At 58.0% G+C, this 17,022-nt stretch carries 12 protein-coding genes; 3 read left to right on the forward strand and 9 right to left on the reverse strand.

Features of this window, described 5'->3' with window-relative positions; translation table 11 throughout:
- Positions 1 to 89 precede the first annotated feature (89 nt).
- From nrdD to treR, 4 genes are all read right to left on the reverse strand, one after another.
- The gene (nrdD, locus tag C3406_RS15300; RefSeq protein ID WP_103823050.1) at positions 90 to 2,228 is read right to left on the reverse strand and encodes an anaerobic ribonucleoside-triphosphate reductase; all 2,139 of its coding nucleotides are present in this window, start codon (positions 2,226 to 2,228) and stop codon (positions 90 to 92) included.
- A 370-nt stretch (positions 2,229 to 2,598) separates the two neighbouring features.
- A complete protein-coding gene (gene treC, locus C3406_RS15305) occupies positions 2,599 to 4,254 on the reverse strand; it encodes an alpha,alpha-phosphotrehalase (protein WP_103823051.1) in 1,656 nt (551 codons plus the stop codon).
- Positions 4,255 to 4,302: 48 nt separating this feature from the next.
- A complete protein-coding gene (gene treB, locus C3406_RS15310; RefSeq protein ID WP_199182724.1) occupies positions 4,303 to 5,721 on the reverse strand; it encodes a PTS trehalose transporter subunit IIBC in 1,419 nt (472 codons plus the stop codon).
- Positions 5,722 to 5,846: 125 nt separating this feature from the next.
- A complete protein-coding gene (gene treR, locus C3406_RS15315) occupies positions 5,847 to 6,794 on the reverse strand; it encodes a trehalose operon repressor TreR (protein ID WP_103823053.1) in 948 nt (315 codons plus the stop codon).
- 388 nt (positions 6,795 to 7,182) lie between these two features.
- On the opposite strand from treR, the gene mgtA reads away from it, so the two are divergent.
- Together mgtA and C3406_RS15325 are read left to right on the forward strand one after the other, a co-directional pair.
- Positions 7,183 to 9,885 (forward strand): magnesium-translocating P-type ATPase, encoded by a 2,703-nt coding sequence (mgtA, locus tag C3406_RS15320; protein ID WP_103823054.1) that lies wholly within the window; start codon positions 7,183 to 7,185, stop codon positions 9,883 to 9,885.
- 153 nt (positions 9,886 to 10,038) lie between these two features.
- Complete coding sequence (locus tag C3406_RS15325; protein WP_103823055.1) at positions 10,039 to 12,423, forward strand: beta-N-acetylhexosaminidase; 2,385 nt, start codon at positions 10,039 to 10,041, stop codon at positions 12,421 to 12,423.
- Between the two features lie 137 nt (positions 12,424 to 12,560).
- On the opposite strand, the gene gbpA is transcribed toward C3406_RS15325, so the two are convergent.
- The 5 genes from gbpA to C3406_RS15350 all read right to left on the reverse strand — a co-directional run bounded on the left by gbpA (position 12,561) and on the right by C3406_RS15350 (position 16,221).
- The gene (gene gbpA, locus C3406_RS15330; protein WP_103823056.1) at positions 12,561 to 14,009 is read right to left on the reverse strand and encodes an N-acetylglucosamine-binding protein GbpA; all 1,449 of its coding nucleotides are present in this window, start codon (positions 14,007 to 14,009) and stop codon (positions 12,561 to 12,563) included.
- A 185-nt stretch (positions 14,010 to 14,194) separates the two neighbouring features.
- Positions 14,195 to 14,581: a 2-iminobutanoate/2-iminopropanoate deaminase gene (gene ridA / locus C3406_RS15335; RefSeq protein ID WP_103823057.1), complete on the reverse strand. Its 387-nt coding sequence runs from the start codon at positions 14,579 to 14,581 to the stop codon at positions 14,195 to 14,197.
- Positions 14,582 to 14,649: 68 nt separating this feature from the next.
- Complete coding sequence (gene pyrI, locus C3406_RS15340; RefSeq protein WP_103823058.1) at positions 14,650 to 15,111, reverse strand: aspartate carbamoyltransferase regulatory subunit; 462 nt, start codon at positions 15,109 to 15,111, stop codon at positions 14,650 to 14,652.
- An 11-nt stretch (positions 15,112 to 15,122) separates the two neighbouring features.
- Positions 15,123 to 16,055: an aspartate carbamoyltransferase gene (gene pyrB, locus C3406_RS15345; RefSeq protein ID WP_103823059.1), complete on the reverse strand. Its 933-nt coding sequence runs from the start codon at positions 16,053 to 16,055 to the stop codon at positions 15,123 to 15,125.
- Between the two features lie 34 nt (positions 16,056 to 16,089).
- The gene (locus C3406_RS15350) at positions 16,090 to 16,221 is read right to left on the reverse strand and encodes a pyrBI operon leader peptide (RefSeq protein WP_370463881.1); all 132 of its coding nucleotides are present in this window, start codon (positions 16,219 to 16,221) and stop codon (positions 16,090 to 16,092) included.
- 176 nt (positions 16,222 to 16,397) lie between these two features.
- Between C3406_RS15350 and C3406_RS15355 the strand changes: the two genes are divergently transcribed.
- Positions 16,398 to 16,850, forward strand: coding sequence for a YhcH/YjgK/YiaL family protein (locus tag C3406_RS15355; RefSeq protein ID WP_103823060.1), 453 nt, complete (start codon positions 16,398 to 16,400; stop codon positions 16,848 to 16,850).
- Positions 16,851 to 17,022: the final 172 nt, after the last annotated feature.

Raw genomic sequence — 17,022 nt, forward strand, 5'->3', positions numbered from 1 at the left:
GGTGTCGCGTAGCGATCCCGGCCTACAGTGTGAATGCGAATTGTAGGCCCGGTAAGCGCAGCGCCACCGGGCATAAATGTGGCAGAGGGTTACCCGATCTGCCCATTCCCTAAATGCTTCACGCGGCGCTTCACCTCTTCCTGCTTACCGGCGTTGAACGGACGGGCGTCCGGACTGCCGAGGTAGCCGCACACGCGGCGGGTCACGGAGACGCGGGCGGCGTCGTGGTTACCGCATTTCGGGCAGGTGAAGCCTTTGCTGGTGCACTCGAACTCACCGGTAAAGCCGCATTCGTAGCACTCATCTATTGGCGTGTTGGTGCCGTAATAGGGCACGTGCTGATAGCTGTAATCCCACACGTCTTCCAGCGCCTTCAGGTTGTGCTGAATGTTCGGGTATTCGCCGTAACAGATAAACCCGCCGCTGGCTAGTGGTGGGTAGGCCGCTTCAAAATCGATCTTGTCGTACGGGTTCACCTTCTTCTCCACGTCGAGGTGGAAGCTGTTGGTGTAATAGCCCTTATCGGTGACACCTTCCACCACGCCAAACTCGGCGGTATCCAGGCGGCAGAAGCGGTCGCACAAGTTTTCGCTTGGGGTGCTGTAGAGGCTAAAGCCGTAGCCGGTTTCCTCTTTCCATTGGTCAACCGCGTCGCGCAGACGCTGGACAATCGCGATGCCTTTTGCGCGCAGGGCCTCGCTGTCGTAGATGTGCTTGTCGCCAAACAGGGCGTTAATGGTTTCGTGGATGCCGATATAGCCCAGCGAAATGGAGGCCCGGCCATTTTTGAAGATCTCCGACACATCATCGTCGGCCTTCAGGCGTACCCCGCAGGCCCCTTCCATATAGAGGATCGGGGCGACGCGGGCTTTGACCCCTTCCAGACGGGCGATACGGGTCATCAGCGCCTTACGCGCCAGCACCAGGCGCTCGTCCAGCAGTTTCCAGAATGTTGCTTCATTGCCTTTGGCTTCCAGCGCGATGCGCGGCAGGTTCAGGCTGATCACGCCCAGGTTGTTACGCCCGTCGTGGATCTGCTCGCCGTTCTCATCTTCGTACACGCCGAGGAAGCTGCGGCAGCCCATAGGGGTTTTGAACGAGCCGGTGACTTTCACCACCTGGTCATAGTTCAGAATGTCCGGATACATGCGCTTGCTCGCGCACTCCAGCGCCAGCTGTTTGATGTCGTAGTTCGGATCGCCGAACTTGTGGTTCAAACCGTCGCGGATGGCGAACACCAGCTTCGGGAACACCGCGGTTTTGCGGTTTTTGCCGAGGCCGGAAATCCGGTTGCGCAGGATGGACTGCTGGATCAGGCGTGATTCCCAGCTGGTGCCCAGCCCAAAGCCAAAGGTGACAAACGGCGTCTGACCGTTGGCGGTGTGCAGGGTGTTCACCTCATATTCCAGCGACTGGAAGGCGTCGTAGCACTCTTTTTCGGTGCGGGAGCGGGCATATCCATCCGCATCCGGGATCTGCCACTCTTCCGCCACCTGGCGATGCTTGTTGAAGCTGGCTGTCACAAACGGGGCCAGCACTTCGTCGATCCGGTTGATGGTGGTGCCGCCATAAATGTGGCTGGCGACCTGGGCGATAATCTGCGCAGTCACTGCGGTGGCGGTGGAGATCGACTTTGGTGGCTCAATCTCGGCGTTGCCCATCTTGAAGCCGTGCGTCAGCATGCCCTTCAGGTCGATCAGCATGCAGTTGAACATCGGGAAGAACGGCGAATAGTCGAGATCGTGATAGTGAATATCCCCGCGCTCGTGCGCCTGCACCACGTCGCGTGGCAGCAGGTGCTGACGGGCGTAGTGTTTAGCCACAATACCGGCCAGCAGGTCGCGCTGGGTGGGGATCACTTTGCTGTCTTTGTTGGCATTTTCGTTGAGCAGCGCGGAGTTGGTCTGTTCCACCAGGCCGCGGATCTCCTGATTCAGGCGACCGCGTTTTTCACGTTCAATATCCCGGTCGTGACGGTATTCAATGTAGGCGCGCGCCAGCTGCTTATAGGGGCCGGACATCAGCTGGTTTTCCACCGCGGTCTGGATCTCGTTAATGTCGACCTTGCTGCGGCCCATCATCTGGTTGCTGACCACCTCTGCGACGGTGGCGCAGTAATCTGCGTCATCGACTCCCGCTGCTTTAGCTGCACGCAGAATCGCTTCCTGAATGCGCTCTGATTTGAAAGGCACGTTACAGCCATCTCGTTTCATCACATGCGGTGTCATGATCACTCCATTTAAGAACAGGTTATCCACAGAGGCAGGAAAAAGGCGCGGGAGCGTAACTCTCGACGCGTGCGCGATTTCTCCTGATTTCGACCCTTTTTATCCACAAATTTATGTTGTGTGGTGTCCGTCGTCTTGTGGAAATAATAGACCATGGATACAACATCTTGGGTCGGCGAGCATTCTAAGTTCTATATGTAGTGATTTGCATCAAACAAGTTTGCGATTTATTTGATTCAGGACAAGGTAAAAAACGAAGTGTACAGATGACGCGCGATAGAGGATTTGTAAATTTTGCAAGCCGAAATCGGGGTGATTTTCCACCCAAAAAGCGTGCGCCGGGCAACCGCGCGGTGCCCGGCGCAGAAGGTTATGCCTGTAGCCACCAGACCGCTTCAAACGGTCGCAGGGTCATGGTGCCCGGCTGCGGCGACACCTCGGCATAGTTGCTCATCACCACCTGCCAGTTGCCGTCCACCGCCTGCGGTTGCCACGGCTGGCACTCGCGGCTCAGGTTAGCCACCACCATCAGCGTCTGGCCCTGCCACTGACGGCGGTAGCACCACAGCGACGGGTGATCCGGGAGCAGATCCTCATACTCACCCCAGGTCAGCACCGGCAGGGTTTTACGCAGCTTAATCAGCCCTTGGTAGGTGTAAAACACCGAGTCGGGATCGGCCAGCGCCGCCTCGACGTTGATCGTCTCTGCGTTATCACTCAGGGCGATCCACGGCTCGCCGGTGGTGAAGCCGGCGTTGGGGGAGGCGTCCCACTGCATCGGCGTGCGGCTGTTGTCGCGGGATTTACTCGCGAGGATCGCCAGCAGCTCATCGGCGTCCCGCCCCTGGGTGCGCAGTTCGGCGAACATGTTGTGGCTCTCCACATCCCGGTAATCGGTGATGCGGCTGAAGTGCGGGTTGGTCATGCCAATCTCTTCACCCTGATAGATGTAAGGCGTGCCCTGCATGCCGTGCAGCACCATCGCCAGCATCTTCGCCGCCGGGACGCGGTACTCTCCCTCATCGCCAAAGCGCGAGACGATGCGCGGCTGATCGTGGTTACACCAGAACAGCGCGTTCCACGCCCGGTTGTGCATCCCTTGCTGCCAGTGGCTGAACAGGGCTTTCAGCGCCACGAAATCGGGCTTCGCCAGCGTCCACTTCTCGCCGTTGGGATAATCCACCTTCAGATGGTGGAAGTTAAAGGTCATCGACAGCTCACGCCCATCGAGCGCCGCGTACTGCTGGCAGTGCGCCAGACTGGTGGAGGACATCTCGCCCACCGTCATCAGGTTGCGCGGGGTAAAGACCTCCCGGCTCATCTCCTGCAAAAACGCGTGTATGCGCGGTCCATCGGTGTAGAAGCGGCGGCCATCACCGATCGCATCGTCGGGGAAGTCCTGGTCTTTCGACACCAGGTTAATCACGTCGAGACGCAGGCCGTCCACGCCGCGATCGGCCCAGAACTCGCACACCTTTTTCAGCTCGGCGCGCACCTGCGAGTTCTCCCAGTTGAGATCGGCCTGCTCCGGGGCAAACAGATGCAGATAGTACTGCTCGCTTTCGGCGTGCCAGCGCCAGGCGTTGCCGCCAAACTTGGAGCGCCAGTTGTTGGGCGCCTGCTCCGGCGTGCCGTCGCGCCAGATATAGAACTCCCGGTACGGACTGGCTTTATTGAGCGACTCGCGAAACCAGGGGTGCTGGGTGGAGGTATGGTTAAACACCATATCCAGCACGATGCGTATCCCGCGCTCATGAGCCTGGGCCACCAGCGCGTCAAAATCATCCAGCGTGCCGTAGGCCGGATCGATGCTGAGGTAGTTTGCCACGTCGTAGCCATTATCCACCTGGGGGGAGATGTAGAACGGTGTCAGCCAGAGGGCGTCAACGCCGAGGGTTTTGAGGTAGTCGAGACGCGACGTCACGCCGCGCAGATCGCCGGTGCCGCGCCCGGTGGTGTCCTGGAAGCTCTTCGGGTAGATCTGATAGATGACGCCGTTCTGCCACCAGTGAGGAAGGGTATTCATAATGCGTTCCTGCAAATGCGAAGGGGCGCAACTGCGCCCCGAAGAAGATTAAACCGCCTGCAATGTGCCCTGACGATACTTGCGCTGATAGACAACGGTCGTGAGCGCCATCGGCACGACGATCGCCACGGCCATCGCCAGCGCGAAGACCTGCCAGAAGGCGGTCTGGATGGAGAGGATGCCCGGCAGACCGCCGACGCCGATGCCGTTGGCCATCACGCCGTTCAGGCCACACAGCAGGCCCGCCAGCCCGGAGCCGATCATCGCGCAGAGCATCGGGAAGCGATATTTCAGGTTGATGCCGTACATCGCCGGTTCGGTGACGCCGAGATAGGCGGAGATGGCCGCCGGAACCGAGATCTCACGTTCGTTATGCTTACGGCTGACGATGATGATGCCGGTGACTGCCGAGGCCTGCGCAATGTTCGACAGGGCGATCAGCGGCCACACCGGGGTGCCGCCGAGGCTCTGGATCATCTGCATATCAATCGCCAGGGTGGTCTGATGCACGCCGGTGATCACCAGTGGAGCATAGAGGAAGCCAAACAGCGCGGCGCCAATCGGGGCGAAGCTGCCGGTCATCAGATGACGCACCGCGTACGCCACGCCGTCGCCAATCATGCGGCCAAACGGACCGATAAAGGCGTGGGCGAGGAACACCGCGAGGATCAGGGAGCAGACCGGCACCACCACCAGGTAGAGGTAGTCTGGCACCATACGCTTAAGACGGGTTTCAATCATCCCCAGCGCCAGGCCCGCGAGCAGGGCCGGGATCACCTGCGCCTGATAGCCCACTTTGGCGATGGTGAACAGGCCGAAGTTCCACACCTCAGGTACCTGCTGACCAAGTAAGTAAGCGTTCATTAACTGCGGAGAGACCAGCGTTACGCCCAGCACAATGCCGAGGATTGGCGTACCGCCCATTTTACGCACCGCCGACCAGCAGATCCCCACCGGCAGGTAGAAGAAGATCGCCTCGCCAATCAGCCACAGGAAGTCATAGATGCTCTGCAACGCCGGGTAGAGCTGCGCCAGGGTTTTGCCGCCGCTCATTGGCACATCGCCAATCACGTTACGGAAGCCGAGGATCAAGCCTCCGCTGATCAGCGCTGGCAGCAGCGGGAAGAAAATCTCCGCAAAATGTGAAATGAGCTGTTCATGCCACTTCATATTCTGGCGCGCAGCCTTTTTGGCCTGCTCTTTATCCGCCGATGAATGACCGGTGGTGGCCAGCAGCGCCTTGTAGTAGTCGCCCACCTCGGTGCCGATCACCACCTGGAACTGTCCGGCGTTGGTGAAGCAGCCTTTCACCATCGACAGCTCTTCGATCGCTTTCGGGTTGGCTTTGGCCGGGTCGTTTAACACAAAACGCAGTCGGGTAATGCAGTGGCTGACCGTGGCGATGTTGTCACGTCCGCCAACCAGCACGATCAGCTGGTCGATATCCGTTTGTTTTACTTTGCTCATCATGAAACCTCATGACAGATGGTAGGGGTTATGGACTGGGGGCAAGCCTACTCTTTCAACGTAACCTGGAAAATGGGAACGTTCCCGAAAGCGGGCGAGGATCACAATAAAGCCTCTTTTGACGCTCAGGAGAGGGTGGCGGGAATGACGATCTGACGCGGTTTGTTGCGGCCGTTAATCTGCTCAATCAATTGTCTGGCGGCCTGGCGGCCGGAGTCGGCGTAGCCGGGATCGACGGTGATGATCTCCGGATGGAGGAACTTCATCAGCGGCGTATTGCCCACGCTCGCCAGCTGCAGGTTATCGATTCGCTGTTCTTGTAAGTACTTACTTGCGCCCAGAGCCAGAGTATCCGTGGCACAGAGCAGGGCGGTGGTCTGCGGGGTCAGCACGTCGGCCACCTTTTCATAGCCCTGCTTCATGCCAAGGCCGGGTAACGCGGCTACGGCGGGGAGCGCGTGCTGTTTACAAAACGCGAGGTAGGCAGCATGACGGCGCTGACCGGTGGTAACGTCGCTGTGCGGCACGCCGAGATAGCTGATATGGCGATGGCCGCTCTCATACAGGCGCTGCATCAGGGTGAGAATCGCCCCTTCGTCGTCATAGCATACGGAGGCAAACCCGCGGGCATCCCGCGCCATCAGCACCAGCGACGGCTTCCAGGGGATGAGCATCTCTTCATTGATGCCGGTAAAGCCAAATAGCACCACGCCATCAATGTTGCGGCGTTTCAGCATGCCGAGGTGCTCTTCCACCATCTGCGGCGAGAACTTGCTCTCCATCATGATCGGATCGTAGCCCTGCTCATAGAAGGCGGGCAGCATGGTCTGTACGGCCAGGTTCTCTGAAAGCGAATCCAGACGGGTGACGATGATCGCCACCACTTTATCGCTCTGCCCACGCATGGCGCGCGCCGAGCGGGAAGGGGAAAAACCGTGCTGGTTCATAACCGCCTCGACCCGTTCGCGCGTGCGCTGGCTGACACCACTTTCGTTGTTCAGCACCCGTGAGACGGTGGACTTACCCACGCCGCTCAGACGCGCAATATCTTTAATGGTGAGGCGGTTCTGCATGCTTTATATCCTGTTATGCATCAATGAAATAATCATTAATCCTAAGTCGGGCCCCGGGTTGTGCAATGGGCAATGTCTGGTTTACGTTTGGTTTAATACCCGGCCGTTATCATACCGCCCGAATTGCCGTACGCGGTATGGCTAAAACGCTATAGTGCGCACCGACTTACCTTTTTTTCTTACCGGAGGCTGTATGGATCCCGATCCCACCCCTCTCCCGACAGGGAGAACCCGTTCACTCCGGTAAGCCTTTTCACTGCCTTACCGGATGCGTAGGGCAGTGACGTATTCCCGCGTCCCTGCATAACTGATATCGCCGCTCAGGTGTGGCTCTGTCACGTCTGAAGGCAAAACTGCGCCCGTTTTTTGCGGGTGCGGGGGACTTGTTATGTTCAAAAATTTCACACAGCAGCTGTTTGCCCGGCTGAGCCGTCACCTGCCGCGCCGTCTGGTGCAGCGCACCCCTATGGCAACCGGCAAAAGCGATGCCGCTATTCCCGCCAACCTTGCCGCCCACTGCCTGCAGATTGCCGCCATGGATGAGCCCGCCCTGTGGCGGACGTTTGGCAGCCACCCGGAAGGGCTCACCGCCGCCGAGGTTCAGGCTACCCGCGCCCTTCACGGCGAAAACACCATCCCGGCGCAACAACCGGCCCGCTGGTGGGTGCATCTGTGGGCCTGCTACCGCAACCCTTTTAACCTGCTGCTGACGGTGCTTGGTCTTATCTCTTATGCCACAGAAGTCCTGTTTGCCGCCGGGGTGATCGCCCTGATGGTGGGTATCTCCACGCTGCTGAACTTTATTCAGGAGGCCCGCTCCACCCGCGCGGCGGATGCCCTGAAGGCGATGGTCAGTAATACCGCCACCGTCCTGCGCACCCTTAACGACAAAGGCGAAAGCGGCTGGCGGGAGCTGCCCATCGACCAGCTGGTGCCGGGCGATATCGTCAGGCTGGCGGCCGGGGATATGATCCCGGCGGACCTGCGCATTCTCCAGGCCCGCGACCTGTTTGTGGCCCAGGCGTCGCTGACCGGTGAATCCCTGCCGGTGGAAAAGGTGGACCACAGCCGCGATCCGCAGCAGAGCAATCCGCTGGAGTGCGACACCCTGTGCTTTATGGGCACCACGGTGGTGAGCGGCACGGCCCAGGCGATGGTGATCGCCACCGGCGGCGGCACCTGGTTTGGGCAGCTGGCCGGGCGCGTCAGCGAGCAGGAGAGCGAACCCAACGCCTTCCAGCAGGGGATTGGCCGCGTCAGCATGCTGCTGATCCGCTTTATGCTGGCGATGACGCCCGTCGTGCTGCTGATTAACGGCTACACCAAAGGCGACTGGTGGGAAGCGGCGCTGTTCGCGCTCTCGGTGGCGGTGGGACTCACCCCGGAGATGCTGCCGATGATTGTCACCTCCACCCTGGCGCGCGGGGCGGTAAAACTCTCTAAGCAGAAGGTGATCGTCAAGCACCTCGATGCCATTCAGAACTTTGGCGCCATGGATATCCTCTGCACCGACAAAACCGGCACCCTGACCCAGGACAAGATCGTGCTGGAGCACCACACCGACATCGCAGGCAAGATCTGCGAGCGGGTGCTGGAAACCGCCTGGCTGAACAGCCACTACCAGACCGGGCTGAAGAATCTGCTCGACGTCGCGGTGCTGGAAGGGGTGGATGAAGCCACCGCCCGCGCCCTTTCATCCCGCTGGCAGAAGGTGGATGAGATCCCCTTTGACTTCGAACGCCGCCGCATGTCGGTGGTGGTGAGTGAAGAGCAGGGCGTGCATCAGCTGATCTGCAAAGGGGCATTACAGGAGATCCTCAATGTATCTACCCAGGTGCGGCATCACGGTGAAATTGTTCCCCTGGATGAGACCATGCTGCGACGCATCAAACGCGTCACCGACAACCTGAACCGCCAGGGGCTGCGGGTGGTGGCGGTCGCCAGCAAGTTCCTGCCCGCGCGGGAAGGTGACTATCAGCGTATCGACGAATCCGATTTGATCCTCGAAGGGTACATCGCCTTCCTCGATCCGCCAAAAGAGACCACCGCACCGGCGTTAAAGGCGCTGAAAGAGAGCGGCATCACAGTGAAAATCCTCACCGGCGACAGCGAGCTGGTGGCGGCGAAAGTGTGCCGCGACGTGGGGCTGGATGCAGGCGAAGTAGTGACAGGCAGCGAGATAGAAGCCCTCTCTGACGACGCGCTGGCTCTGCTTGCCCAACGTACCACGCTCTTTGCCCGTCTCACCCCGCTGCACAAAGAGCGGATTGTCACCCTGCTGAAGCGTGAGGGGCACGTGGTGGGCTTTATGGGCGACGGCATCAACGACGCGCCCGCGCTGCGTGCGGCGGATATCGGGATTTCGGTCGACGGCGCGGTGGATATTGCCCGGGAAGCGGCGGATATCATTCTGCTGGAGAAGAGCCTGATGGTGCTGGAAGAGGGGGTGATCGAAGGCCGCCGTACCTTCGCCAACATGCTCAAGTACATCAAAATGACCGCCAGTTCCAACTTCGGCAACGTCTTTAGCGTCCTGGTGGCGAGCGCGTTTCTGCCGTTCCTGCCGATGCTGCCGCTGCATCTGCTGATCCAGAACCTGATGTACGACATCTCCCAGGTGGCGATCCCGTTTGATAACGTCGACGACGATCAGATCCAGAAGCCGCAGCGCTGGGAGCCGGCAGAACTGGGCCGGTTTATGCTCTTTTTCGGCCCGATCAGCTCCATCTTCGACATTTTAACCTTCTGCCTGATGTGGTTTGTGTTCCACGCCAACACCCCGGAGCAGCAGACTCTGTTCCAGTCCGGCTGGTTCGTGGTGGGGCTGCTGTCGCAAACGCTGATTGTGCATATGATCCGCACCCGGCGCATTCCGTTCCTCCAGAGCCGCGCCGCCTGGCCGCTGATCGTGATGACGGGGCTGGTGATGGTGCTCGGTATCGCACTGCCGTTTTCGGGGCTGGCGGGCTATCTGCAACTGCAGGCGCTGCCGCTCAGCTACTTCCCGTGGCTGGTGGCGATCCTCGCCGGGTATATGACGCTGACGCAGCTGGTGAAAGGGTTTTATAGCCGCCGGTACGGGTGGCAGTGATTTTTGCCGGGTGGCGTTGCGCTTACCCGGCTACTGGCTTTCTTCCCAAATTCAACAACCTGTGATCGCCATCATCCGCCGCGCTTGACGCAAATTTGCGCACATGTTAACAGAATGTTTTGCCTTTTTCGGCCCGTCAAATAAGGAACATTCATGTTACGGTACAGCCTCTTAACCGCCGGGCTTATGCTCGGCTTTTCTGCGTTTGCGGCTCCCGCAGGCGATCTTCCGCTGATGCCCTGGCCTGCAAAGGTCGAACGTCCCGCCACCCAGGGCGCACTGGTCATTAACAATAACTTCCAGGTGAGCGTCTCTGGGGACGATCTTGGCGACGCGGTGGCACGTTTGCGCCAGCGGGTGGCGCTGCAAACCGGCTGGGCGCTCCAGCCGCAGGCCGATAAGCCGGAAAAACCGACGGTGACCATCGCCATCGCCCGCAAGGTGGCACCACTGCCGAAACCGGACAGCGATGAAAGCTACAAACTCACCGTCGATGCCAGCGGGGTAAATATCACCGCCAACACCCGCTTCGGCGCGCTGCGTGCCATGGAGACCCTGCTTCAGCTGGTGCAGAACGGCCCGGAAAACACCTCTGTACCGTGGGTGACCATTGAAGATGCCCCGCGCTTCTCGTGGCGCGGCCTGCTGCTTGATTCGGCCCGCCACTTTATTCCGCTGGAGGATATCAAACGCCAGATCGACGGCATGGCGGCGGCGAAACTCAACGTGCTGCACTGGCACTTAACCGACGATCAGGGCTGGCGGTTTGCCTCGAAGCGCTACCCGAAACTGACCGAACTCGCCAGTGATGGGCTATTCTACACCCAGGATCAGATGCGTGACGTGGTGCGCTACGCCGCCGCGCGTGGTATTCGCGTGGTGCCGGAAATTGACATGCCCGGCCATGCTTCGGCCATCGCTGTGGCCTATCCGGAGCTGATGAGCGCCCCGGGGCCTTACGAGATGGAGCGCCAGTGGGGCGTGCTCAAGCCGGTGATGGATCCCACCAAAGAGGCGACTTACACCTTCGCCAGCGCGATGATCGCTGAACTGGCGGCGATCTTCCCGGATCCCTATCTGCATATCGGCGGCGATGAGGTGGACGACACCCAGTGGAAAGCGAATCCCGCCATCCAGCAATTTATGCGTGACAACAAGCTGGCGGACAGTCATGCGTTGCAGGCGTACTTCAACCGCAAGCTGGAGACGATCCTCGAGAAAAATCAGCGCCAGATGGTGGGCTGGGATGAGATCTTCCACCCGGATCTGCCCAAAAGCATTCTGATCCAGTCCTGGCAGGGGCAGGACGCGCTGGGCGAAGTGGCGAAGCAGGGCTACAAAGGGATCCTCTCTACCGGGTTCTATCTCGATCAGCCCCAGTACACCGCCTATCACTACCGCAATGAGATCGTGCCCCAGGGGCTGAACAATGTGGATGTCATTACCGACAGCGACAGCGCCCAGAGCTGGTCCTTCACCCTGCCGCGCCTGAAGGGCAAGCCGCTGGAGGGCAGTTTCACCCTGATAAAAGGCGACGCGGGCTGGCGCGGGTTTATTGATTTCAGCGGCAAATCACGGCGGGCGGTGCAGGATATCGTCTGGCGCAGCGACAATCAGGTGAGCTTCACCGTCGATACCTGGATGGGGGAGACCCGCCCGGTAGTGACGGTAAAAGAGGACAAGATTGAGGGCTATTTCCTGCTGGGTAACAGCCGTTATCCGGTGACAGGCCAACGGCTGGATGCGGTGCCGGAAGGGATCGCCCCGGCGGTGCCGGATGCCAGCCAGCAGGCCAATCTGCTGGGCGGCGAGGCGGCGCTGTGGGCGGAAAACGTCGCGGCGCCAGTACTGGATATCAAACTGTGGCCGCGGACATTTGCAGTGGCGGAACGCCTGTGGTCGGCGCAGGAGGTGAAGGATATCGACAACATGTATACCCGCCTGCAGGCGATGGATAGCTGGTCGACGGTGTCGGTAGGGTTGCAGCAGCATGCCCGCCAGCAGGTGCAGTTCACACGTCTGGGGAACACCACCGACACGCTGCCGCTGACGATCCTCGCCCAGGCGCTGGAGCCTGCCCACTATTACACCCGTAACCATCTTAAATTCCAGGCCGGAAATTATGATTTGTTTGAGCCGCTAAACCGACTGGCCGACGCGCTGGCGCCGGAGAGCAACCAGGTGCGGCAGATGAACCGCTGGGTTGAGCGGCTGGTGAGCGATGCTGAGGATAGCGAAAGCGCGGAGTCGCTGCGCCATCTCTTTAACCGCTGGCAGAACAATACGCCGGACGTGCTGGCGCTGGCCGAAAACAGTTATCAGCTGAAGGCGATAACGCCGGTGATCCAGACGGTGGACAAGCTGGCGGCGATTGGGTTGCGCTTAACGGATCTGGTGGCGCGTCAGGGGACGCTGGATGATACGGAGATTGCGTCGATTCAGGGCGAGCTGGATAAGGCGGCGCAGATTCAGGATGAAGTGGTGATTGCGGCGGTCTATCCGCTGGAGAAACTGCTGCGCGCGACGCGCAATCAGTAAAAAAACGCCCGGTGGCGCTACGCTTACCGGGCTGACTAAAATTCGGTTCCGTAGGCCGGGTAAGGCGAAGCCGCCACCCGGCAAACAGACCACGGACCCCTGTGCCCGGCCTGTTCACCGGGCATCAGGAGAGCCTATTACTTCAGGGTCCACGCCATCTGCCAGTGAGAACCTACACCCGGTTCGAACTGGTTAGCAGTTGGAGCGTACTGCACGCAGTAGCCGCTGTAAGGTGCTTTCTTACACTGGTAGGTTTTGCCGTCTTTCGGCTGCAGTACCACGGTGCCCGCTTTGTAGGAAGCGATGTTCTGCGGGAAGGTATAGTCATATTTACCTGTAGTACCGGATGACGCTTCGTTCTCCAGCATCATGTCGATCACGTCCTGCGCGAACATTACACCATCTTTGTTGGTGGCGAAGTATTTCAGCATGTGGTGACCAGCAGTCACGTCAGTCAGGTTCATGGTCACGTCCTGGTTGGCGTTATTCATCTCCTGCTTCAGGTAACCTTTTTCCGCACCCGCGTGGTTCATCGCACGCGCTTCCAGGCTCACATCGCCCTGGGTATTCACGTGGAAGGTCACGGTTGCTGCGCCGTTCTTGATTTTGGAGAACCGCACGTTGGTGACGGCGATATCTTCACCCACCTGAGCCTGCTGCTCTTCATAGGAGATCGCGACAGATTTCAGGTTGCTGCCATCTTTCACATAGACGTTGTTCGCGCCGTGAACCGGGTTCACCACACCGCTCTCATCTTTAACACCTACGCGAACATCGCTGTGCGCGGCGTTGATTGCCTGCGCCAGGTCATAAGACCACTGGCTTGCCTGACCCTGGGAAGCGGAGGAGATGGTCAGTTCGGTGCGCATGGAGACCACTTCGCCATTAGCATCGAAGAAGCGGGCAATCACTTTATCGCCTGCATTGACGTTATTACCGGCGATCTGGCCGTTCAGGGTTTTCGTCCACTCGGATACCTGAGCCGGGGTTTCGTCAGGGATCACGTTGCCGCCGTTACCGAAATCTACGTCGATAGCCTGGTAGAAGCTGTTAGTGGTATCGGCAATTTCCCATACCGCGTAAATAACCTGGTAGCCGGTACGCTGTGGCACATTACAGGTCATTTCCTGACGCTGAGCTGGTGCCTGGCCATTACCATTTACAGTACAGAATGGCGTGGATTCAAATTGATCGCGGGTCAGCGGTTTATTTGGATTCCAGTCTTGTTTAGTAATATACCAACGCCAGTTGGTGGTTTTATGTGGAGCAGTATGATACCAGGTAAAGGTATTTTTACCGGCAGTAATCGGAGTTTTGGTCCATGCGTTCAGGCTCTGACGATCGAGCTGAGAATACTGCGTAATACCGGCGCTGGCCAGCTGTCCATCCGGCGGCAGTGCGCCAGTTGGGAAGCCAGAGGTTCGTTCAACGCTCTGCGGTTCCCACTGAACAGAACCACAATCAATATTTTTACCAAGCTTACACATATAAGCGCGGCTGGCTGGAGATTCTACATAGCCATGTGCTAAAGCCGATGAAGCAACCGTGAGTGTGGCAAGTGCCAACGCAATTTTAGACAGTTTCATTTTTTATTCCATTAAAAGGGACTAATAATTTTTTGGGCAGGGTCAGTTTCCCCTGGAATAAAAAATTGATCATTTCAATCAGTGATGAAAAATAATGATGAAAATGCTTGAAGTCTATTTATGGCTGTGTATTAACAAAATAAAAAAGGCAGCCCGGGCTGCCTTTTGCATATTAAAATCAACTATTAGCGACGCACGGCAATCGCTTCGATTTCGATCTTCACATCTTTTGGCAGACGCGCCACTTCCACGCATGAGCGCGCCGGGAAGCTGGCGTTATGCTCGGTGAAGAAGGCTTCGTAGGTGGCGTTAACGGTAGCAAAGTCGTTGAGATCTTTTACGAATACGGTTGTCTTAACGATATCGCCCACTTTCAGGCCAGCGGATTCAACGATCGCTTTGACGTTTTCCAGCGACTGACGCGCCTGAGCGGAGACATCTTCTGGCACATCACCGGTTTTTGGGTTCACCGGGATCTGGCCGGAGGTGATGATCATGCTGCCAAGATCAACGCCCTGAACGTAAGGGCCGATAGCTGCAGGTGCATTTTCCGTCGCGAGTACTTTGGTCATGATTTCTCCTGAATGAATACGAAAAGTCCCGGCCATTATAGAAAGCCAGGCATGCATTGCCACCTCAATTAGTTGGCCAGCACCACATTATGTGAAAACTCTTTTTCACAGTATTTGCATTTAAGTGCGATATCATTCGCGCGTTTTTTCACTGCAAAACTGGAGTTTACTGGCTCAGCATGGCTGATGCAGTTGCTGTTCGGGCACACCAGCACGCTCTCGATGCGCTCCGGCAGGCTCGGGCGGGATTTGCCCACCACTTCGTAGTCGTCGATGCGGTTAACGGTCGCTTCCGGAGCATACAGGGAGAGCTGGTTAACCTGCTCATCGGTCAGGAAGGTGTTCTCGATTTTAATCAGGTCTTTACGGCCCATCTCGCCGGAGGGCAGGTTCAGGCCAATGGTGATGCGCTGGTCGGTTTCGGTCAGTTTGAACAGGGTCAGCAGCTTAAAGCCCACCTGCGCAGGGATGTGGTCAATTACGGTGCCGCGCTTGATGGCTTCGACCTGGAGTTTGTTATCGTGTGTCATTTCATTTCCCCTTACAGAGCTAAATCGCGATTCAGAACCAGTGCTAGTAACGCCTGACGGGCGAAGATGCCGTTTCCGGCCTGCTGGAAGTACCAGGCGTGCGGCGTTTTATCCACGTCGGTGGTGATCTCATCGATACGCGGCAGCGGGTGCAGCACCTTCATATTGTCGCGTGCGCCTTCAAGGTCGCTGGCGCGCAGGACGAACTGTGCCTTCACGTTGGCGTACTCCGACGGATCCAGACGCTCTTTCTGCACGCGGGTCATATAGAGAATATCCACTTCACCCATCACCTCTTCGATGCTGGCGTGCAGGCTCCACTGAATGTTTTTCTCATCGAGCATATCGAGGATGTACTGCGGCATCGCCAGCGCGTCCGGGGCGATAAAGTAGAAGCGGTTGCCGTTGAATTTCGCCAGCGCCTGGGTCAGGGAGTGGACGGTACGGCCATATTTCAGGTCGCCGACCATGGCGATATTCAGGTTCTCCAGGCGGCCCTGGGTCTCCTGAATGGTGAACAGATCCAGCAGGGTCTGGGTTGGATGTTGGTTGGCGCCGTCCCCGGCGTTCAACACCGGAACACCGCCGGAAAACTCGGTCGCCAGGCGGGCTGCCCCCTCCTGCGGGTGACGCATGACGATGGCGTCAACGTAGGTGCTGATGACCGAGATGGTGTCCGCCAGGGTTTCGCCTTTTTTACCGAGCGAGGTGTTGCTGCTGTCGGAGAAGCCCACCACGCTGGCGCCCAGGCGGTGGATGGAGGTCTCAAACGACAGGCGGGTACGGGTGGAGGCTTCGAAGAAGCAGCTGGCGATCACCTTGTGCTTCAGCAGCTCCGGTTGTGGATTGGCTTTCAGTTTTGCCGCGGTTGCCAGAACCAGCTCCAGCTCTTCACGGCTGAGGTCGTTGATGGAAATGATGTGTTTTTGATAAAGCGGATTCATTTTTATCTCCTGACGCCGGGCAAAAAAAAGCCCCTCAAATGAGGGGCTTCTGGAATAGGGATCGCAACGGGAAGAAAAACAGCAGGCCAGCATCTGCTTTAAGACGCGCTGGGGCACTCTGTCGAACATGTTTGAGCATGCTTCCTCCTGGCAAATTGTGGGGCATTATACGCAGCCTGACCCGCGGATCAAGCGAATAATGCACACTTTACGCAGCGAAAACGGTTGGGCGTGCATGGTTATGCGCAAGTGCAAATCCCGGTCAAAAAGTGGTGGTATGGCAGCTGAAATTCTCGTATAAAAGTTGAAAATGAAACGGTGTTTTATATTGAGGGTTTAAACATGATCGTTGGTAATATTCATAATCTCCAGGCCTGGCTGCCGCAAGAACTGCGTCAGGCAATCGAACACGTTAAAGCGCACGTGACCGATGCTACCCCGACCGGTAAACACGACATCGACGGCAACAACCTGTTCTATCTGGTTTCCGAAGATATGACCCAGCCGTTCGCCGAGCGTCGCGCGGAGTACCACGCCCGTTATCTGGATATCCAGATTGTGCTGAAAGGCCAGGAAGGGATGACCTTCAGCACCCTGCCAAACGGTACGCCGGAGACCGACTGGCTGGCGGATAAAGATATCGCTTTCCTGCCGGAAGGCGAGCAGGAGAAAACCGTGGTACTGAACGAAGGCGATTTCGTGGTCTTCTATCCCGGCGAAGTCCACAAACCGCTGTGCGCGGTGGGCAACCCGGCGCAGGTGCGCAAAGTGGTTGTGAAGATGCTGGTGGCCTGATGCCTTTCCCCTCTCCCGTCGGGAGAGGGAGTTTCATCCTTTCATTCCGTTCTGTGATCAAGCTTAAAAAACCGACATACCCTCGTGTTACCTGATTGTCCTTCGCTTTCTTCGCGTTCTAGTATAAAAGTTAAATAAACGAACGCTGTTCTATAATGTAGAACAAAATGAG

Source organism: Leclercia sp. LSNIH8 (assembly GCF_002920195.1).
Classification (GTDB): domain Bacteria; phylum Pseudomonadota; class Gammaproteobacteria; order Enterobacterales; family Enterobacteriaceae; genus Enterobacter.